Source organism: Paenibacillus sp. NN59, assembly GCF_057597225.1.
Genome location: NZ_CP199678.1, coordinates 455,323 through 477,419, shown reverse-complemented (window position 1 = coordinate 477,419; position 22,097 = coordinate 455,323). Strand labels below are relative to the sequence as shown.

The following is a 22,097-nucleotide window of genomic DNA, read 5'->3' as shown; positions in this document are numbered from 1 at the left end:
CATGAATATAAGCCTATATTTTCCAATTCTATTTAAGGTAAATGTAAGGTTATCTTCAGCCAAGAGCAAGACGTCTGATCTATATTGAACTTAACAGAGATCACCGTGAAATGGAGATGAAATCAATGATAAACACTTCCCCCATTGTCGAAACGCATAATCTGTCCAAATCATACGGCGGTATGAATCGTGTGCATCAAGTGAATTTGTCGGTTGAGAAGGGGCAAATTTTTGGATTTCTAGGCCCGAACGGAGCAGGAAAAACGACCACGTTAAAAATGTTGCTAGGGTTGATCAAACCTAGTGAAGGTACGGTCAAGGTCTTTGGGAAAGACTTGACCACACATCGACCCGCCATTCTGAGCCAAACCGGTTCATTGATTGAATCCCCCTCGTATTATGGTCACTTGACCGGTCTTGAAAATATGAAGGTGATGCAGCGGTTGCGAAATGTACCAAGCAAAAATATCGATGAAGCCTTAAAAATTGTAAGACTGGAAAATCAGAAACATAAACAGGCCGATCAGTATTCACTCGGTATGAAACAACGGCTGGGCATTGCCATGGCTTTACTTGCTTTTCCCAACTTGCTTGTTCTGGATGAACCTACGAATGGGCTTGACCCTGCCGGTATCGGTGAAATCAGAGAATTGATCAAGTCCCTGCCTGGTCAATATGGCATCACCGTGCTGCTCTCCAGCCATTTGTTATCCGAGATCGAACAGATCGCAACCTCCGTGGGCATTATCAGTGATGGCAAATTGTTGTTTCAAGGTACCATGCAGAGTCTACAGGCTAACAATCAGGCCACGATCCGTTTTCAGACCCCCGAGCCGGCAAAAGCAGAAAAACTTCTACTAACTCATGGCTATATGCCACAAGTTCATGGAAATCAGCTCATATTGAAGTATCTTCGCGACGAAGAAGTATCGAAGCTGAATAAAGCGCTTGTGGAACAGAACATTCCGGTCACTCGCATTGAGGAACACAAAAAGAGTCTGGAAGACATTTTCCTTGATCTGACTGGAAAGGAGAGAAGCCTGTAATGAAAGCTCTATCTCTGGAGTATTACAAAATCCGGCGCAAAAAGATTTGGATCATGATTACCCTGTTCCTTGCTGCAGAGATGATCTGGGCTGCCATGTCCATGAGCATCTCGATCTCTCGAAGCGCGAGTAATGCCAGCTGGGAAGCACTCATTTTCAGCATCGCTTCGATGAATGGTCTGTTTCTGCCGATCATATCGGCGATTGTGGTGTCCCGCATCTGTGATATGGAGCATAAGGGGAACACTTGGAAGATGTTAATGACTACCAATACGGGGCGAAATCATGTCTACACCGCCAAATATATCTGTGCAAACAGTCTGATCCTGTATGGCATCATAGCACAGGCCATTTTTATCGTGGGCTTTGGTCTATCCAAAAACATTTCCGGTTCCATCCCACTCTCCCTGCTTGTGCAATTTGTTGTTGGGACGTTATTAACTACACTTGCCATTACAGCACTACAGCAATGGTTGTCGCTGACCGTCCGCAATCAGGCGTTTGCTTTGTGTCTGGGCATGCTGGGAGGATTCATTGGAACCACATCCGGTTTGTTCCCAGCCGCTATTCGTCACTTGTTTATCTGGTCTTATTATTTGGATTTGAACCCGGTCACTTACATTTACAGCGCCTCTTCAGGAACCTATGTATCTGGAATGTTGCCTGTCGGCCTATTGTTAGCGGCCCTGTGCATGACGATCATCTTCTATCTTGCTGGCAATTTTCATGCCTCGAGACAAGAAATCTAAGGAGGGAACTATATGCTGAGGAGTATCTCTGCCGAATGGCTTAAACTTCGGCGTTCCCGGATCGGTCTGGTACTGGCAATCCTGCCTATTATCAGCCTGCTTATCGGATGTTTTAACTTTTATTTTAACCAGGCCGCTTTACAAAATGGTTGGTTCAGCTTGTGGACACAGGTCAGTTTATTTTACGGGGAATTCTTCCTGCCTATTCTCATCGCCATCTGTTGTGCCTTTGTATGCCGTCTGGAGCATAGCAACCGCAACTGGAACATGGTTCTGGCTTCGCCGTTAAGTGTCACCAGTCTGTTTGTTGCCAAATTGGTCATTGTTGGCCTATTGATCTTTTTCGCCCAAGCCTTTTTCATGCTGATGTATTGGGCTGCGGGCAAGATGTTCAACATTCCGGGCGAGTTTCCAACGGAAATTCTGGTCTGGAGCCTACGAGGGTGGTTTGCTTCTCTTTCCATCGCTTCACTTCAACTTGGGTTATCCATTCGGATACGCAGCTTTGCTACACCTATTGGTATCAGCCTTTGTGCAGTTTTTTTTGGATTAGGCATGTATGTATTGAAGATTGGCATGTTATTCCCGTTTTCCCTGCTCACGATCGGTATGGGTGTGCTTAGTCAGAAAGGGCTGACTACCTCAGAGAATATGGTATTTTTATTTATGAACAGCTTGTTCATTCTTCTATTTGCCATCTGGTCGATTCGCTACCTAAAATATAAAGATATTGCAGCATCCTGAATTCCAATCTGTAAAGGAGTGCACTATGATGAAAAAATCACTCGGTATTCTCGCATTAGTGCTTGTGATTCTGACTTGCCTGTGGCTTATATTCATGGACCCGGCTAAACTGACACCTGATAATCCAGCAGGCAAAACAACCTATTATACGGTTGTGAATCAGACTGAAGTAAACAAGGATGAAAATGGACGATACAGCTACAAACTAGTCGGTTATACGGATGAGGGAAAATCCAAAACATTAAACTTTTCTACAGGAAAATCACTTAAAAGTGGTGCATATTTGAAGCTCTATGTAGCCGCAATACGTGGTGTAACGCACTGGGAAGAAGTGACGGCAGATGAATTGCCCGCTCAAGCCAAGCAACTAACCTCCAAATAATCCACCTCTCATCCCAAGCTAGCAACAAGATAACAAACCACATCATTACGATGACACTAAAAAAGAGCCTGCTCTACACACGAGCGGCTCTTCTTGCTGGCCAGCCAGATCGGCCCGGCCTTCCCTTTTATTCAAGTACCATCCGTAGCGCGGTCAGTAAGACCCCGATAATAAATCCGGTCACCGCACCGTTGATCCGAATCCATTGCAGATCCTGACCTACTTTATCTTCAATCAGCGAGATGAGTGAAGCATTATCCATTTTATCTACATTTTCGCGCACGAGATTCCCGATTTTGGAGTGATTTTTCTCCAGCAGTGTGGTGACACCTTCTACAATCTTGCCATTCATGCTTGTCATTAACGCATCATCTGCACGCAGATCAGCCAAAACCTTCTCTATTGCAGGTAGTGCATACGTATCCACATAACGACCATCCTCCATCGCCACTAGTGCTTTATCCCGCATCTCGATGAGCTTGTTCAGCACGGTTTCCTCAGCATTCCAGCCATCCAGCAGATTATTCTTCCACCCGTTAAGGCCATCCTGCACAGCTTCACTCACCGCAATACGCATGGCCTGTGTACGAAGCATATCCAGCACTTTGTAACGCAGCGCACTGCCTTCCCGTTTCATATCCTCTACCCGGTCAAAGAGATATCCTTGAATAATGCCGCCCAGACGGTCTTCATTCAAATAACCCATGAACGCATTCATCGCAAACTGCATGAGTCCATTCATCTGGATACCACTAATAGCTTTCATGCCACTTTCACCCAGGAACAGAATCGTTTCCGGTTTGACCAGCCACTCCTCTGCCTGTTTCAACGCATAATCCAGAGCCTGAGCATCATACCCTCGCTCAGTTACCTGTACAGCGGCCCGTTCGAGAATCGGCCCCAAGTCAAACGCTCCGGCCTGTGACTTGATCTCTTTGGCTACAATCGGAGCGATCTGCTCTAGCGGAAGCCCGGCCAAAATACGTTTGCACAACGTATCAATCATGGTTTTGATGCCGTCACTATGCAGCTCCCGGCCCAAAGTATCCAGCACAATCTCAGCTGCTTTGAAGCCAGCAATTTTCTCCGTAATGCTGTCCTTGTTGAGCAGATTATTCTCCACAGCGGAGACCAAACCTTCCGTCATCTTATCCCGGTTCTTCGGCAGTAACGCCGTATGGGGAATCGGAATACCTAGCGGATGACGGAATAACGCAGTTACTGCGAACCAGTCCGCAAGTCCACCCACGAGTCCTGCTTCAAACGAACCAACCAGCAGTTTACCTACCGGCACCCCCTGGAATGGCAATGATGCTGCGAAACCTGCTCCCATAATGACGAGAGACCAGGCTGCTGCCGTTTTGGTTTTTTTAGGTTTAGCCATGATTAATTTGCTCCTTTATTGTTAATCGCGCGAGCTCGACTTGTCATACGAGATCACTACGCTTGATTGACTTTGATTATGTAAAAGCATACGATTTCATGGTTTGGATAAGATTCCTCCTAAAGGTATCCCTCCAAGAATCATGATCAAGATCCACTATTCATGCTACACTTCCGTCGATTTTCGTATACCTCATCTTATCACCCACAAACGTCAAAACCAAACCTTCATTTTTGTGCCAATAAAATCGAAGAACCCCTCTATAGATATAGAAGGGTCGTGCAATACACTGAACATACTATCTTGTAGAGGCTCTTTGTTCGAACCATGCCAATGTCTCTAATATGGCCTCGTCATGTGAAGTTACATTCTTCTTAAATTTTCTTTCGTATTTTTCTGTATCGACAACAAACGGAGCTTCGTACAAATACAACATTTCTTTAAGTTCCCTCATATCAGAATTGAAGAGGGACATCACGTTCACAAAAAATTTAGGTGCTACTCGAAACTTCGGCTCCTGATTTTTCAATCTATAAATACGCGCGATTATTTCCCTGGTCGTCGTTGTCTCTGCACTCGGGATGTGCCATATCTGCCCATAAGAATCGTTGTCCTCTGCCAACTCCACAAGCCCCTTTGCAAAGTCTTTAATATATATATAGGTATGAGGCAAATCTATATTTCCTAACACCTCTGATGGCTTACCATCAAGGACAGCTCCAAAGACACGTTCTCCCAGAGCAGAATCCAACACTCCTGGACCGTAAAAGTCCGATGCTCTACCGATCACAGCTTTCACTTTTCCTTTGTTATGTGCATCCATTAATGTCTCTGCCATGTTTGCACGAGTCACGCCTTTACGTCCTGTAGCTCGATTGGGTAAGTCCTCAGATATTTTGGATTTCGTCTGTCCATACATGTACAAGTTATCTGCATATACAACTCTCGCATTCTCAGTTATAGCTGCATGTATCACTCCATCCATAATTGGTGGAAACTTCTCAGGCCATTCCTTATATGGAGCCTTGGCACAATGATAGATAACAGAAGCCCCCGAACAAGCCTTGCTGAACTCTAAATCATCAGTTGCATCCCCTCTAACTACTTCTACATTAGCCGATGAATCAATCTCGCCACTTCGGTTAACCATTCGCACTTTCTTGTTTCTTAATAATAACTGTTCCATGACTGCCATCCCTAATGGTCCTGTACCTACTACAACGTGCAATTCGCTCGTGTCCGTTATCAACAACTCCCTTTATCCATAATTATGTATTCTATACAAATTATATACACCACTCACACCTAAGTAAATATATAGAAATAGTTACATCTAAATCTTATTTTGTGACAGTCCTTAAAAAATAAAACTGGACCCACTATCATTTATGCATTAGTGAGCCCAGTTTACCCATAATTACTTTTTATTCATGTACTTTTCTATTTTCTTCTTTTCCCATTCAGCACCAAATATCGATCCACCACCCCAGACGGTAAATCCATGTGCAATCACTCCAATTCCCCATCCTAACAACGTATATATAAACCATATGCTATCCGGATAAAATACTAGGTTATATATTATTAATCCAGTATTCACCAGAATATATACCACCAGATGAATATAAAAATCCTTAAGAGCTTTAACCCGTTTTAGTGCCTGTTCATACTCCTCATTATTTTTTTCCAAAGTTATACCTACCTTCTTAAATTTATAGGGACGTTGCTTACAAGCAAAATAGACTTCACTGAAGGCCTGAAATTACTTCGTTTCACTTCGTACTTTTCGATAATGGAACACCTCATAAAGAGTCGGGATAATAAACAACGTAAGAACAGTCGATGTAATTAATCCACCAATGACCACGACAGCCAATCCTTTGGAAACCAGAGAACCACCTTCACCTACACCAATAACAAGCGGCAATAACGCTGCAATCGTAGTGACTGTAGTTATGATTATTGGACGAACTCGTACTTTACTCGAATGAATTAAAGCTTCACGAATGGATAAACCTGACGCACGTTCTTGTTGAACTCGATCTACCAGTACGATAGCATTAGTCACAACAATACCAATAAGCATTAACAAACCAATTAAACTGGCTATAGAGATCGGCTGGCCTGCCAGTACAGTACCAAGAATCGCTCCGGTAAAAGCTAAAGGAAATGAGAACAAAATCGTAAAAGGTATTTTCCCCCCTCCAAATGTTACTACCATAGCCATATACACAAGTCCTACAGCTATAATGATAGCGAGCACCATATCTGTAATCATTTCTTCAACCTGTTTACTACTTCCTCCTTGTACAAGATCTACATTATCCGGAAACTGGATCAAGCTTAGTTTTTCTTTAATCTTTGAATTAATATCACTGCTATTATCAGCAATAATCTGCCCTGTAATTACAGAAAACTGCTCATCATTTTGGTATTGAATTAATCCTAAATGTTCAACCTCCTTGATATCAGCAATATCTTTTGCTGTAATCCATTGACCAGTCGGTGATAGAATAGGGAGATTTCTCAACTCATTTATGGAGTAACTCTTTTTGTCATACTGTACAACAATATCAGAAGCATTTTCTTGATTCCCCAGTTTACCCACAGTATTTTGAGAGAAGATCGGATTAATTAATTCCCATGCCTGTCCGGTTGTAAGTCCAAATTTCAATGCATCCTCTGCGCGAATGTTGACGTCAACTGCTTTGGTGTAATCAGAAATACTGCCTGCGATATTTGCTGTTCCTTCAATTCCTTCTAACGCAGCGATGACTTGTTCAGTCGAGGATTTGATATCCTTCAAATCTGATCCGTTAATTACAATTGAAATATCAGGCCCTTGGGGTCCATCAATAATCTCTCTAATCTCTAAATTATTTCCGCTGATATACTCCTTTAATTGATCTTTCGTATTTGCAATAAAGCTCTGAATGTCTGTATCATTTTGTAGCGCAATAAACCATTCGGCCTTATTACCAGTGCTGGCTAAGTACGTATTAGGATCAAGTTCACCTGGAAGTGAACCAGAGGTTACAACGGCTTTTTTTACATCTGATGACTGGTTAATCAAAGTATCAATTTCCTGTGCTTTTGAGTCTACTTCAGCAAGGCTCACACCCTTGGGAAGGTTATATATTAACTTAACATATTTACCACTCTTTTGCGGAAAAAAAGTAATTTCTGTTAATTTAACCAAAGGGATACTAAGTAAAATGAATACTAGAGCTCCAATAAGCACAGTTTTTTTGTGCGTTATGAACCACTTAAGACATCTGACATAACTTCTAATAAGAAGCCCCTCTTCTTTGTGTTGCTCAACTTTAGCGTTTCGAAGAAGTACATAGCTCAACATAGGCACTACTGTTAGCGAAACTATTAAAGAAGCAACCAGAGCAACAATGACGCTTAGTGAGAACGGAGCAAATATTTTGCCAATATATCCGCTGACCACACTTAGCGGTAAGAAAACAGCAACAGTTGTAACCGTCGAGGCTGTCACAGCCTTACCAACTTCCTTTGTAGCTTCAACGACAAGATCTTTCGTTATTTTCTCGTTTCTAGATCTTCTTATTATATTTTCAATCACAACAATGCTATCATCAACAACTCTACCAATAGCAACGGTTATACCACCAAGGGTTAACACATTCATCGTAATATCCGTAAAGTACTTCAAAAATGCTAACGTGATCAATATCGACAATGGAATAGAAACAATCGCGATTAACGTAGCCCTTGCATTTCTTAGGAAAATAAATATAAATAATGAAGCAAATATAGCAGCAAGTATGGCTTCACGAGTTAATCCACCAACCGACTTTCTTACATCCGTTGCACTGTCATAGATAATTTCCATTTTAACTTTGCCTGAGTCAAATTCATCGGAAATTTTTTGTATTTGATCAGATATTTCAACAACATTCGCATTGGCATCTTTCATAATGTGTATCAAGCTGCCTGTTGCCCCACCCTGTCTAGTGATTGTGTCTTGTTGAGCAAAACCTTCACTTATCACTGCTACATCACTAAGTCTTAATTGCCCCGAGGGTTCAAGTGCAAATTTTTCCAAATCTTCGATAGTATCAAAATTTCCGCTTATTTGTATTTCTGTAGAAGAGTTATTTAACATAATGGTGCCAAATGGAATTGTTGTGTTGGTTGCCCTCAGCAACTGGATCACTTGTTGAGGAGCAATTTTATTAGCTTCTAACTTAATTGGATCAAGCTTGACGTAAACGTTTTTAGATGCAAGCCCATACACTTTTAATTGACTTATACCACTAACATTCTCTAATTTAGGCATCAACTCATCTGCTATAACTTGTTGAAACTCACTGTCCTGAATATCATTTTGCTTACTGAGAGACAGATACATAATCGGCTTATCATCAATCGTAAATTTACTGGTTTGTGGTCTGTCTGCTCCAGCCGGAAGAGTAACCGCCCTTAATACTTCCTCAACCTGCTTCAGCTTTTCATTCATATCTTCTTTAAATCCAAATTCCATCGTTATATCAGAAAAATTTGCTGCAGAGGTGGATTGAGATACCTTTATACCCTCAACGTTTTTTAACGCACGATTGATAGGTACTGTGATTTCATTTTGTACCTCTTGTGAAGATGCCCCTCCATATACTGTAGTCACGTGTAAGTATGGTATCTCAACATATGGTAGAGACTCCTGTTTATATCGAGGGACAGAATAAACCCCAGCAACAACAATCAAAATAATTACAATACATATGGCAACCGGATTATTGACACTAAATCTTGAAAGAAAGGACATGGCTCTACTCCTCTTATTACGATTGTTTGACACTAGACAACACAATTTTCCTCATTACCTTGTATATCTCAGAAACAAGTAATTCCTCTGAGCTATGTAAAAAGAAATGATCACCCGGCAGGAACTTCGCATAAAATTCTGACATCGTATGCCTTTCCCATGCTTTAATACTATCTTCACTGATCTCAGGATCTCTTGTTCCTCCAAAAGCATATACTGGGATGTTTAATAAGGGATAATCTTGATAACTGTAACATTCGCATAATTCAAGATCTGCCTTGATCGTTGGCAGTGAAAGTTTAACCAGTTCAGGCTCGTCAAAAAACCAGTCAGGAGTCCCGTTTAATTCTTTTAACCTTATCAATAATTCATCATCCGGCAAATTATAATATATTGAATTATCTTTTCTAGGTAGATAGGGAGCGCGATGAGCAGAAACGAACAGTGCCTCCGGCTCGATCTGATGATGTTTTTTTAGATAATGCGTAAATTCGAAGGCCAATAACGCACCCATACTGTGGCCGAAAAAAACGAATGGTATCCCCTCTGCAAAATCGAGAAAACAATCACCTAACTTCTCCATTATTACAGGGATCGAGGAGATTGGAGACTCCAGCAAGCGGTCACCTCTCCCAGGAAGCTGGATACAGCAAACCTCAATATCTTCTGGGAAATAATCTCCCCAGTCTTTGTAAGCAATGGCATTCCCCCCGGCGTAGGGAAAACAAAAAATACGAAGCCGGGGGGTTGCTACAGGATAGAAACTTACAATCCATGAATTATACTTTTTCATAGAAACTCTATTCAAAAATCAGCAGCCCCTTCTTTGAAGAATTCAACTATTTTAATTTTCAATACCATATTTCTGGTTCAAACATATAGCAAGCTTCTCTATTGTCGGGTTCTGTAATAGTTCTCCCACAAGTAGATCAATACTATAGTATTCTCTTAACTTCGTAAGTAGCTTGACTAATTGTAGCGAATCCCCTCCTAACTCATAAAAAGTATCTCTTACCCCAGGAAGAGGGAGCTGGAGTATATTGGATATCATTGCGGCAATACTTTTTTCCAACGCTGTAGAAGGAGCTTGATAGTTATTGATCATGTGCAACGTCCAGTCTACTCCGTCCTTCAGAGAATCATAATCAATCTTGTTATTTGCATTAAGTGGATACGATTCTACCCTTACAAAAGCTACAGGGATCATATATTTCGGCAATTTCAACGCCAAAAAGCTTCTTAATTCATCACTAATATTGTTGGGATTTTCAGTTGCTCGATAGTAGGCTACTAACTTCTGATAAGCTTTTGGTTCACCCACCGATAATACAACCGCATCATCTACTAAAGGATGTTTGAGCAGTTGATAACATATCTCATTGGGATTTATTCGATATCCTTGAATTTTCAGTTGCATATCTGCTCTACCCAGGAATTCAACATTTCCATCCGGTAAATATCTTCCTAAATCTCCCGTTCGATAGATGTGCTCATTGGCGTGATAAAGAAAACTCGACTTGGTTGCTTCCTCATTTTTGAAGTACCCTTTAGCCAAACCGACTCCTCCGATATAGATTTGTCCTGTGACCCAGTCAGGGCAGGGTTCAAGTGCATCATTTAACACATAAATTTTTTGTCCCGATAGCGCTTTCCCATAGGGTATGCTTTTCCAATCTGGCTCCACTTCATTAATTCTGTAGAAGATTGACCATATTGAAGCTTCTGTTGCTCCCCCCAAACTGACAATATCCTCTACTTTTGATACAGATCTAATTTGACTTGGTAAAGATAGTGGAATCCAGTCGCCACTAAGCAACGTTAATCGCAGTGTCGTTGAACTTTTATTGTGGTTTCTTAAATGCTCCACATACATCGCCATTAGCGAAGGCACAGAGTTCCAGATGGTCACTCCGTTTTGTTTTATGGTATGTTCCCAATGTGCTGGCTCCAGTAACCTATGATGATCTGGAATGATGATTGTAGCTCCTGCTGCCAAGCTTCCAAAAATATCATACACAGAGAGATCAAAGTGAAATGCTGATAGAGCAAATACCTTATCGTTCTGATCTACGGCAAATCTTCTGTTAACATCCATAATCGTATTAACAGCCCCTGCATGATCAATCATTACACCTTTTGGTTTACCAGAAGTGCCTGATGTAAAGATGGTATACGCAAGGTCACTTGAAGCCTGCACTGTATCCAGAGGTTCATCTGACCAACTTTTTAGTGATTCTTCACTAATAACCACTGTAAAAACACTAGGTAAGTTCCTTGTTTTTTCCAATAGTTCATTCGTAGTCAGGACATATTTTATTTCTGTGAATTCAACTAATTCTCTCAATCTTTCTTCGGGGAGATCTGGATCAATCGGCATATAAGCTGCACCAGCTTGCATAACCCCCAGCACGCCTGCGACTTGCTCCCAGCCCTTATTCATGTATATTGCCACCAGGTGATTCGGCAGAATGTCATACGAACGAAGCTGTCTACCAATCTGATTCGATATTCTGAAAAGTTCATCATAGGTCAGTATGTTATGAGAACTAATAATGGCAGGGTGATTAGGATGAATAAGTGCGCTTTTATTAAATAGTGTGTGTAGCAACTCAGCGCATTGCAACTGCTGTTGGGGATTAGTTTCGTTCCTTCTTTCTAATTGATTCATAGGAACTAATGGAATACACCGCTGGTTCCAGACTTCGTCATTTTCTGCAAGCCGCTTCACTAGCGACCAGAATACACGAAACATTTCCTTGATAAAGCCTGGGGGGTACATTTCTTCTACGACATCCCAATTGCAATAGAGCCCATTACGATCATCCCATACTCCACAATCAAGCCAAACTTGTGAAGTTTGGGTTACTCCCAAGCTTTCTACAGGTTTGATAGGGAAAGGCATTTCTTTCTCGTCCGGAATTGGAACGACAAGGGCACTGGTAAACACTACAGGCATCTTTGCTTGATTGCCTCCGCCATGAGTTGCATTCAACTCTCTGATTAAATCCACGCCACTAATATAATTGTTCTCGAGATCATTCCATAAATGGTTCTGAATTTGTCTAGCACGCTCACTGAAAGTGGATGTGCTATGGTTTTTCACCTCAAATAATAGAACCGAAGTAAATTCTCCAACAATTTGATTAATTTGAGCATGAGATGAATTTCGATTTAAAAAGGTTAGATTCAATGAAAAATCAGGATTCTTACTCCATTTTCGAATGACCTCTGCAAAAGCAGTTAATAAGATTCCTGTTGTTGTGATACCAATTTTCATTGCTTTGGTTTTCAATCGAGTCCATGATTCAATGTCCAGTTTTTCATGATAGCGAACAAACTTAGGTTTTATAATCTCTGTCGGATTTCGTGATAAGGGTAGTTCAGGTGCCGGAGGCATTGTAGGTAATCGAGTTTTCCAGTACTCAAAAGCTTCCTTGTATTGCTTTGACTTCTTAAATTCTTGTTGTGCCATCACATAATCCCGGAATGAAATTTCTAAAGGACTAAGTTCCGATTCCCTTCCTGTATATATCAAAACAAGTTCTCTCATTAATATAACAAAACTCCATACATCCCACATTATGGCATCTGTACTGAAATGAATCTGTGACTTTTGATCATCCAACAAAGTAATCCGAATATCAAAAACAGGCCATTGATGTGGATTCAACATCTGATGTGACATTTCTTGTCTCGTTGCATCAATTGAATTTTTAATTTCTTCTTGTTTTTCACCTCGAAGATCTGTAACTTTCACTTGGTAGAACGGAACTTCTGAAAGAACCTTCTGCATCCCCTCGGATGTAACTACTGTTCTTAACATATCATGGCGCTTGATTAACACATTCCAAGCGTTCTCAAATTTCTCTATATCGAGAAATTGCGCTTCATACTCATCATAGCTATGTGTGGAAACATTTCCGAGTTCGTAACTTTCGTTGCGACCGATCCAATAGGCATGTTGAATGTCAGTTAGCGGGAAAGGCTTATATTTATTTATAGGATCGGCATGGATCATAAGCATTAAATCTGTATTTGTCTTACTTACATTTGTCGACTGACTGTTAAGAAGTGATGCTACCGTCTCAGCAAGCCCTTCTACAGTAGGGGCTTGAAATAAAGCTTGCAAGGGTAGTTCAACCTGAGTAGCCTTACGGATCTGGGCAACAATCTTCATAGCCAACAAGGAATATCCGCCAAGCTCGAAGAAGTCATCTTGAACGCCAACCCGTGAAACCCCAAAAACGTCCTTCCAGATTCCACTTATGATTTCTTCTAGTTCTGTTCGAGGTTGCACATACATTGTATCTACACTCATATCAAAAACAGTGGGCGTTGGAAGAAGTAATCTATTTATCTTCCCATTACTTGTTAATGGGAATTCATCTAACACAACAACAGAAGAGGGTACCATGTAATCAGGTAATTGTTTTTTCAAATAGTCTCGTACATCTTTACTCGTGACGACCGCTTCTTTTTCACAAATTATATATCCAACCAGATATTTCAATGCATATTTGTCCTCTTTGACAACGACTACACATTGGCTGACACCTGGTACACGTAGAATATTTTTTTCGATCTCGTTAATCTCGATTCTATACCCGCGTATTTTCACCTGGAAATCAGAGCGTCCTACTAATTCAATGTTCCCATCAGCTAGGTATCTGGCTAAATCACCAGTTTTGTAAACAGACAATTCTTGTCTAACCCCTGTGGAAATTATCAAAAAACGCTCTTCACTTAAGTTAGGTTTATGGATATACCCTTTTGCTACCCCATCACCAGCAATGTACAATTCACCAGTGATACCAATTGGAACCTCTTGTCTATGTCTATCCAGAATAAGTAATTGCGTATTGGGAAATGGCTTCCCTATCGGAACAGTCTCACTAAAGTGAGCAGTATCGTTCTGATATTCATAGTAAGAGCTGTCTATTGTAGCTTCTGTTAGCCCATAGGAACTAATTAAGCGAGTGTCATCTGCACACAAACTCTTTAATTTTGAATACTCCTCCATTGTCCACGTATCTGAACCGACAATGAGTAACTTCATAAAGTCAAGATCTTGATTACTCTCATCAAGGTATTGCATAAGCCCTCTGATCACTGCGGGTACAAACTCCGCACAATCTACTTTTTCTTGATAGAGCAATTGGTACAATCCAGAAGGTTCCAACAACAAATCAGAAGGACATAAAACTAATTTTGAACCCGACCCAAGGGCTCTGACCACATCACCTACAAATACATCAAAGGATAAACTGGCCATTTGTAAATGAGAAGTCGTTTCAGTAGATAAACGATATTCATGTTCCCAACCCCGATAAGCATGAATGAGATTACGATGAGTCACCATCGTGCCTTTAGGCAACCCAGTAGAACCAGATGTGTATATCACATAAGCAAGTTCATCGCCTGAAACCATACGAGTACAACTGTTAGTTGGTATTTGTAAAACCGCTTCTTCAATCAAGACTCTCTCTACATCGCAAGAGCCGAAATCCAGGCAACTAACATCATTTTTCGTGACCACGAGTTCCATCTTTGAATCCACTACCATGTGTTCTAAACGACTGGTAGGATACGAAGGATCCATAGGTAGAAAAGCCGCTCCCGCTTTAAGAATCCCCATGACAGCAACAATGAATTCTATGGACTTCGGTAAACATATACCAATTACACTTCCAGCCTCCACTGGTTTATCAATTAAATATGCGGACAGTTTGCTGGAACGTTCATTTAATTCACGATAAGTAACTTGTTCACCATTAAAACTCAAAGCAATGGAATTTCCTTTATCTATAGCGTTTTTCTCGAACAATGTACAAAAATTATCATTTTCCGAATAATTAATCGTAGTACCTTGCCAAAACTTAAGTTTATTTATCTCTTCAGGAGTTAGATATGTAAATTGACCCAGAAGAGCATCAGGGTCGGCCGAGATTTTCTCCAACAGAATCTCAAAATGACTAGCCATACGTTTCATAAACGAGAAATCAAACAGATCAGTATTGTATTCAAAGATACATTTAGGTGGATATTGATTCCCACCATCCAAAATGTCTAGTGATAAGTCAAACTTTGAAGTACCTCCATCAATAGGCTGATAGTTCATTAAAACATCATCTAGCTGAAAATTGGGTACTGCCTTTTGATATGTAAAAAGCACTTGACACAATGAATTCATACTTGCACTTCGATTAGGCTGCACCGCCTGAACAATATCCTCAAAAGGTATATCCTGATTAGAAAATGCCTCTAAAGAGTTCATCTTGATTGTTCTAAGTAGCGTTCTAAAACTCATTTTTTCCTCAAAAACAGTTCGAATCGGGAGCGTGTTAACAAAAACTCCGATCAGTTGCTGAAACTGACGTTCATTTCGGCCAGAAACAGGAACACCTAATGTGATATCCGACTGCTCCGTATATCGATATAATAATGTTTTGAATACTGCAAGGGTAACCATGAATGGTGTTGCTTCCTCAGAAACACACAAATTTTTAAGCTTCTCATTTAATTCCTTTGACAGTTCGAGAACGTATGAAGCTCCATTGAAAGTTTGTACAGAAGGACGTACATATGTAGTAGGCAGCTCAAGGACGGATGCCGCCCCTTCCAAGTAATCTGACCAATATTTCAATTGCTTCTGCAAGACCTGTTCCGATTTATGATGTTTCTGCCAAGTAACATAATCTGAATATTGAACTGTCAACGGTTCCAGAGGTGAGGACAATTGTTTATTGAACGCAGTATAAAGCGCACTTAACTCTTGAAGCATCAATGTAACTGACCATCCATCAAAGATCAGATGATGCATCGTAATGACAAGATAATGCTCATCCTGATTCAGACGTATCAATAACAACCGCCATAGAACGGATGAAGAAGTCGGAGAGATCGGTTTCCCGATCTCCTCCTGTACAATTCGAGTTCTTTCTTTCCGTTGGTCATCTCTTGACAAGTCCGTTAGATCCACAACCGGAATTGTTACCTCTACATTAGACAGCTGATTACGTCTAGGCTCACCTTCTGTATTAACAACGATATTTGTACGTAATATTTCATGCCTCTCTACTAATTCGTAAAAGCAACGCTCTAATATATGTGGATTCAAATCCCCCAATAACAAAAATGCAGAAGGAATATTATATGCTGCACTCTCCACATCCAATTGACTCTGAAACCAGAGGCGTTTTTGCGAAAAGGACAATGCTTCATAATCAACATCCAATTCAAGCTCTTGCACTTCAGCTTCCTGATGCAATTTTGACTGAAGCTTCAGCTTCAATAAGGCCTTTTGTTCTTCAGACAGGGCTGAAATGCGATCATTGAGATTTCCCAACTTGTTCACTCCCGGCTGCAATTTGGCTAAGCATTTCATGTAACATATCTTCTGGCAACTCTTCCATCTCAGATAATAGTTCTTCTACCGTTTGATCAGACTGACCAGCTTGTTTTTCAATCAGCATTTCCATGATACTAATAGCCAAATCTTCAGTAGTTACTCCTCTTAAAAGATCAACTACTGCGACACTAACCTGTAACCCAGATTCGATAGCTCCTTTGAGCTCCATAGCCATCATTGAATCTAGCCCAAAAGAATTGAGTGGAGATGATGCCTCAATACTGGATCTATTCATTCGAAGTACAGTACTTGAAACATCCAAAAGATAAGATACAAGCATTTCCAATCTTTCTTCGGGCTCAGTAACGGACATTAACTCCTCGACAAAATTTACTGTACGCTGACCTTCAGAATCAGATTGAGCTTGCAGAGCTCTATGTTTCGATACAAGAGATGCAATCAATGGCGGTACATTACCTAAAGGATAGTTTTTATCCGCGACTCTTGGCCAATCAGCTCCTAACACAGTGAACTGCGCTCGAGTCTGACATAGAATATGGTTGAGGGCTTCGAGACCTTGGCTATTGGTCATTGCAAACAACCCACGTGTGTCAAAAAAGTTAAGTAAATCCAACTGTGTTGCCATACCTGATTCAAGCCATGGCCCCCAGTTGATACTTAATCCATGCATCCCTCTTGCTCTGCGATAATGCGCGAGTGCATCTAGGAATGAATTGCCTGCACTATAGTTTGCTTGCCCACTCATAACCACTATAGATGCGACCGAAGAGAATAAAATAAAGAAATCGAGAGGATCATCTTTAAATTGTTCATGCAAATTCCAGCCCCCTAGCACCTTAGGGCGCAAGACATTAATGAAGTCGTGTTGATTCATCTGATACAGTAATTGAGGTCTTGCAACTCCAGCAGCATGAATGACACCACGTATTTCCGGCCAGCCAGCTTCATTGTATTCATGAATAGCACGTTCAATTTCTTCCTTATTGCATACATCAGCCTTGGCAAAATGAATCGTCGCACCCAGTTTCTCCAATTCTTTTACAGCAGCAATTCTCTTTCCCTGTACAGATTCAGGGTCTATATCCCTCCAACTCTTACGTTCTGGAAATTCTGCTCTACCCATTAGGATCAAGCGTCGTGCTCCATGCTCAATCATCCATTTAGAAGTCAGTAGTCCCAATCCACCGAAACCACCAGTAATAAGGTAACTCACATCGCCACGGAATTTGGCAGGAATGGAACTATTCAATGTAATATCTTCTTCCAACCGGAGGATATACCGCTGTCCCATTCTATAAGCTAGGTGATCTTCTCCATCCGTATACCACACTTCCTCAAATAAATGGGATGAATTGTCCTCAGCAGAACAATCATCATCCAAATCAATAATTCCTCCCCATTGATCCATATACTCCTGATGACCGATCGCTTTAGCCAATCCCCAAATCGGAGATTGAGAAATCTGACTTAAAGGAGCAGCATCCACGACCTGTTGTGCTCCTTTGGTCGCCACCCATACACGAATTTTATCTTGAAGTCGATTATGTGTTATGGCCTGCATTAAATAGAGAATACCGATGCTACCCAATTGCTCTGCTTCATTTAAAGCTTCCGAATTTATCATACTGCCCTCAGAAATATCTAAGGCCCAGTTGTATATTATCCCTTTTAATCGTTTGCCTTCAGAGACTACACTTTGAAGTAAACTAACAAAGTCTTCAGACCTGGAAGGATTTAAGATAAAGTTCTCACCGTTTCTCCCATAAGTTGAACCGTGACTGACACGATAGCAATATTCACCTTGCCCCTCTAATCTTTCAATGAGCATAGAACCAATAGATTGCATATCAGAAAACACAACCCAAGCACCTTTCTCTTGATGATTCACAGGCGCATAATCAATTGGATTATGCCTAGGCCCTAAAATCCACTGCGTTTCATAGATACTTTGAGGTACTTTGACAGAGTTTGAAGCAGTATCATCCTTCAATGACATAGCCTCACACCCTAAAATTTCCATGATAGTCTTACCTTCAGAATCCATAAGGAAGATATCGCCTTTAAGTAGAGTTTCACTTTTTTCTGTGATAGATGCGTATATCCACATATTGGATTTCAATGGTGCATGAAGCGCACCTTTAGAAACCCCAACAGGCATGTACACTGAAGAATTTTCGTCTTCTTGCTGAAAAGGGAGTGCAGCAGCAAGAACCTGAAAACATTGATCCAATACAGCCGGATGAATCTGGAATTTGTCCACTTCAGAATGTATACATTCTGGTACCAAAATTTGAGCAAGTGCACAATGTTCTCCTTGCCACAATCTTTCGATCCCTTGGAAGCCTTCCCCGTACTCCAGTCCAAACTTTCTAAACTGTAAGTAGCATTTTTCTTTGGATATCTCTAACTCACACCGCTCTTTCAAACTCGCAAGCTCGTAACCAGGCTTATTTGTTCCAGCGTCAGTTCGAATTGAACCTGTGGCATGCAAAGTCCACCCTTCGGATGCCCCTAGTTTTTGACTATAAATTTCAACTTCTGAAGTTTGCTCAACATAAATCAATCTGAGTTTAATTATTTCGGAAGGAGATAAGAAGAGTGCTTTTCTAAACTTGACATCTTCACCATAGATATAGCTTGTATCCCCAAATAATTCCTTAGCAGCAGCTAGCATCATCTCGACATATGCTGCTCCCGGATAGACAATCGTACCCTGAATCTGATGATCTTCCAGAAATGGAGAGCACCACAAGTCCAATTCGTTCTCCCAAGTAGGATCTGGTGTATTCAATCTTCTTCCTAATAAAGTATGCGTGGGGCTATTAACCCGTTCTTCTTCTGACATCTTTGATTCCTGCCAGTAACGTTCTCTTTGCCAAGGATAAATAGGCATAGCTATCATTTCTGCTGATTCCGAATATATCGCAGGCCAGTTTATGTTATACCCTTTACTATATAGTGCTCCCAATGAATCAATTAATGTCTTTCTATCATTTGCCTTTCTGCGCAAGGATGTGAATGTCTCACCCTTAGAGTTATGCAGACTCAAACATTCTTTTAAAGAACTTGCTAACACAGGATGAGGGCCAATTTCTACAAAATTCAAAATACCTGACTTGATCATATTTCCTGCAGCCTCTGCAAAAAGAACAGAGTCTCTTACGTTTTTCCACCAATATTGGGTTGAGAAATCTCCTTCACTCATTATTTTCCCAGTAACAGTGGAGTATAGCGGTGTATGACCCTCCATAACATGGATATCTTCTAACCCACGAATCAAATCATCTTCCAATGGATCCATGTAGTGACTGTGATATGGCACGTTAACATGTAAATATTTATAAAAGATCTTTTTGTTATCCAATGACTGGATAACTTTTTCCAACGATTCCGGTGTTCCTGCTAGGGTGACCGAGTTTGGACTATTAATGGCCGCTATGGATATCTGGTCCATATCATGGATCGCAATCTTCGCTTCCTCGTGGGATAAACCAACCGCTGCCATACGTCCACATCCTGTTGTTCTCTGCTGAAGATGGCTTCGGTAATAGACAACTTTGATGGCATCCTCTAAACTCAGCACACCTGCACAATATGCGGCAGCTACTTCACCAGCACTATGTCCTACGATCGCATCAGGTTCAATCCCCCATGCCTTCCATCGCTCTACAAGACCAACCTGTAAGAGAAAGTTGGCAGGTTGAGAGACTTCCGTATCATCCATACGGGAATGCATTTCATCCGCATTCATAGCATCAATTAAAGACCAACCTGAAAATTTCTTAAATAATTCATCACATTTTTTAGCAAAATCCTGAAATACCACATCTTCCTTTAATAATTCTCTTCCCATAGCCCACCATTGAGGACCCATACCTGTAAATACGAAAGCTAACGGTTGCTTATGCTTCCCATAAGAAATTGCAGAACTGATTCCATCACCAATATCTCCATTTAGAAATTGATCAATTTTCTCGTTCAAGTCATTAATGGATACAGCAGAGATAGACAACCTATGATCATGATGATTCCTTTTGCGAGCTAAACTGTATCCTATATCTTGAAGACTATATGTAGATCCGGCGAATTTTTCTTTAAAAGCAAGTACTAAATCTCTAAGTGCATCCTGGCTACGTGCCGAAATTACAATGGGACAGATCACATTTTCAGGTGTTGAATCTCCCTTATCTTTAATTATTGAATTCTTCGCATCTTGTGGCTTATCATTATACTCTTGCAAAATCACATGAGCATTTGTTCCCCCGAAGCCAAAGGAATTGACACTCGCCATAGCTGGTTCATGTTCTCTAGTCGGCCATTCGGTCAGTTTTGTCGGTATCTTTATCCCTAATGCTTCTAAGTCAATATCCTTATTCGGATTCTCAAAATGCAGATGTGCAGGAATCTGTTTATTTTTAAGACATAGCATTGCTTTGATCAACCCCGCAATCCCTGCAGCAGCTTCTGTATGTCCGATATTTGTTTTGACTGATCCTATGTAACATTGTTGGCCTTCGGCCTGATTTCCAAAAATACTGCCAAGTGCATTAGCTTCAATTGGATCTCCTACTGGAGTACCCGTCCCATGAGCCTCTACATATTTTACGCTCTGCGGATGAACTCCGCTTCTGCTATAAACCTCCTGAATCAACTGCTTCTGTGAATCACCCCTTGGCACAGTAATTCCCGGTGTATTTCCATCTTGATTACTACCAGTTCCTCGAATTACAGCATGTATAGGATCGCCATCTTCCAAAGCTTTTGATAAGGGTTTAAGTAGCACTACTCCTGCTCCCTCTCCACGAACGTAACCGTTAGCTCTTGAATCAAACGCTCTGGAGCGACCATCTGGTGACAACATCCCTGCTTTGGATTCCGCAATATAATATTCTGGTTTTACAATTACATTTACTCCCCCCGCAAATGCCATGGAGCTTTCGCCATTCCAAAGACTTTGACATGCCAGATGTACAGCAACAAGTGAAGAAGAGCAAGCAGTATCTACTGTTAAACTAGGCCCACGAAAATCATAGACATATGAGATTCTATTCGCTAATAAAGTCATCATTGCTCCGGTAGCCGAATGTGCATCAACAAGGTGTCTGTTTGATTCTGAAAACTGTAGTAGTTTGTAGTCCAATGTAAAAGCACCAATAAACACGCCTACATCGGTACCTGCCATTTTCTCCTGAACCTGAAGTCCATCCTCCATTGCTTCCCAACAAATTTCCAGCAGCAACCTTTGTTGCGGATCCATTAACGCCGCTTCTCTTGGAGAAATACCAAAAAAAGCAGCATCGAAATGATCCACTCTATCTAGAAATCCACCCCACTTAGATTGTGTCTTACCCATATTTTCCTTCTTAGGGTTGTAATATGTATTCTTGTTCCAACGCTCCTCTGGCACTTCAGAAATCGTGTCAACTCCATCTACAAGCAACTTCCAATATGACTCAGTAGAATGCACTCCGCCCGGATAACGACACCCCACACCAATAATTGCAATAGGCTCATTCTTATGCTCAGTAAAACTACTCATATCACTTACCTCCATTGTTATACGAACACAGAAATATTAAATCGTGACATACTCATCAACATCATGCATCATGAAATGTTTTTTACGACAATCGA

The 22,097-nt window shown here is 41.0% G+C and carries 11 protein-coding genes; 4 read left to right on the top strand and 7 right to left on the bottom strand.

What is annotated here, in order from left to right:
• Positions 1-128: 128 nt before the first annotated feature.
• Genes ACT89M_RS02205 through ACT89M_RS02190 form a run of 4 tightly spaced genes read left to right on the top strand, consistent with a single transcriptional unit; the run spans position 129 to position 2,921 of the window.
• Positions 129-1,046 (top strand): ABC transporter ATP-binding protein, encoded by a 918-nt coding sequence (locus ACT89M_RS02205; RefSeq protein WP_154891480.1) that lies wholly within the window; start codon positions 129-131, stop codon positions 1,044-1,046.
• Positions 1,046-1,795, top strand: a complete 750-nt coding sequence (locus ACT89M_RS02200) for an ABC transporter permease (protein ID WP_090918850.1) — start codon at positions 1,046-1,048, stop codon at positions 1,793-1,795. Before ACT89M_RS02205 ends, ACT89M_RS02200 begins: the two co-directional genes overlap by 1 nt.
• A gap of 12 nt (positions 1,796-1,807) precedes the next feature.
• On the top strand, positions 1,808-2,539 hold the full coding sequence (locus ACT89M_RS02195) for an ABC transporter permease (RefSeq protein ID WP_154891461.1): 732 nt from the start codon (positions 1,808-1,810) through the stop codon (positions 2,537-2,539).
• A 25-nt stretch (positions 2,540-2,564) separates the two neighbouring features.
• On the top strand, positions 2,565-2,921 hold the full coding sequence (locus tag ACT89M_RS02190) for a YxeA family protein (protein ID WP_308723000.1): 357 nt from the start codon (positions 2,565-2,567) through the stop codon (positions 2,919-2,921).
• A 127-nt stretch (positions 2,922-3,048) separates the two neighbouring features.
• Here ACT89M_RS02190 and ACT89M_RS02185 read toward each other — a convergent pair whose 3' ends face one another.
• From ACT89M_RS02185 to ACT89M_RS02155, 7 genes are all read right to left on the bottom strand, one after another.
• Positions 3,049-4,305, bottom strand: coding sequence for a DUF445 domain-containing protein (locus ACT89M_RS02185; protein ID WP_154984949.1), 1,257 nt, complete (start codon positions 4,303-4,305; stop codon positions 3,049-3,051).
• 298 nt (positions 4,306-4,603) lie between these two features.
• Positions 4,604-5,533 (bottom strand): SDR family oxidoreductase, encoded by a 930-nt coding sequence (locus ACT89M_RS02180; protein WP_261764649.1) that lies wholly within the window; start codon positions 5,531-5,533, stop codon positions 4,604-4,606.
• A 189-nt stretch (positions 5,534-5,722) separates the two neighbouring features.
• Positions 5,723-6,001: a 2TM domain-containing protein gene (locus tag ACT89M_RS02175; protein ID WP_123065505.1), complete on the bottom strand. Its 279-nt coding sequence runs from the start codon at positions 5,999-6,001 to the stop codon at positions 5,723-5,725.
• 66 nt (positions 6,002-6,067) lie between these two features.
• On the bottom strand, positions 6,068-9,094 hold the full coding sequence (locus tag ACT89M_RS02170; protein WP_308723002.1) for an efflux RND transporter permease subunit: 3,027 nt from the start codon (positions 9,092-9,094) through the stop codon (positions 6,068-6,070).
• Between the two features lie 16 nt (positions 9,095-9,110).
• Positions 9,111-9,887: a thioesterase II family protein gene (locus tag ACT89M_RS02165; RefSeq protein ID WP_308723003.1), complete on the bottom strand. Its 777-nt coding sequence runs from the start codon at positions 9,885-9,887 to the stop codon at positions 9,111-9,113.
• A gap of 51 nt (positions 9,888-9,938) precedes the next feature.
• Positions 9,939-16,439 carry an amino acid adenylation domain-containing protein gene (locus tag ACT89M_RS02160; RefSeq protein WP_487344977.1) on the bottom strand — a complete coding sequence of 2,167 codons (6,501 nt, stop codon included), beginning with the start codon at positions 16,437-16,439 and terminating at the stop codon, positions 9,939-9,941.
• A complete protein-coding gene (locus tag ACT89M_RS02155) occupies positions 16,423-22,002 on the bottom strand; it encodes a type I polyketide synthase (RefSeq protein WP_308723006.1) in 5,580 nt (1,859 codons plus the stop codon). The genes ACT89M_RS02160 and ACT89M_RS02155 overlap by 17 nt, the downstream gene beginning before the upstream one ends.
• Positions 22,003-22,097 lie beyond the last annotated feature (95 nt).

Excerpts from the sequence above, each read along its gene's own strand:
- ACT89M_RS02200 (WP_090918850.1), top strand. The coding sequence starts at position 1,046 with ATGAAAGCTCTATCTCTGGAGTATTACAAAATCCGGCGCAAAAAGATT.
- ACT89M_RS02195 (WP_154891461.1), top strand. The coding sequence starts at position 1,808 with ATGCTGAGGAGTATCTCTGCCGAATGGCTTAAACTTCGGCGTTCCCGG.
- ACT89M_RS02190 (WP_308723000.1), top strand. The coding sequence starts at position 2,565 with ATGATGAAAAAATCACTCGGTATTCTCGCATTAGTGCTTGTGATTCTG.
- ACT89M_RS02185 (WP_154984949.1), bottom strand. The coding sequence starts at position 4,305 with ATGGCTAAACCTAAAAAAACCAAAACGGCAGCAGCCTGGTCTCTCGTC.
- ACT89M_RS02170 (WP_308723002.1), bottom strand. The coding sequence starts at position 9,094 with ATGTCCTTTCTTTCAAGATTTAGTGTCAATAATCCGGTTGCCATATGT.
- ACT89M_RS02165 (WP_308723003.1), bottom strand. The coding sequence starts at position 9,887 with ATGAAAAAGTATAATTCATGGATTGTAAGTTTCTATCCTGTAGCAACC.
- ACT89M_RS02155 (WP_308723006.1), bottom strand. The coding sequence starts at position 22,002 with ATGAGTAGTTTTACTGAGCATAAGAATGAGCCTATTGCAATTATTGGT.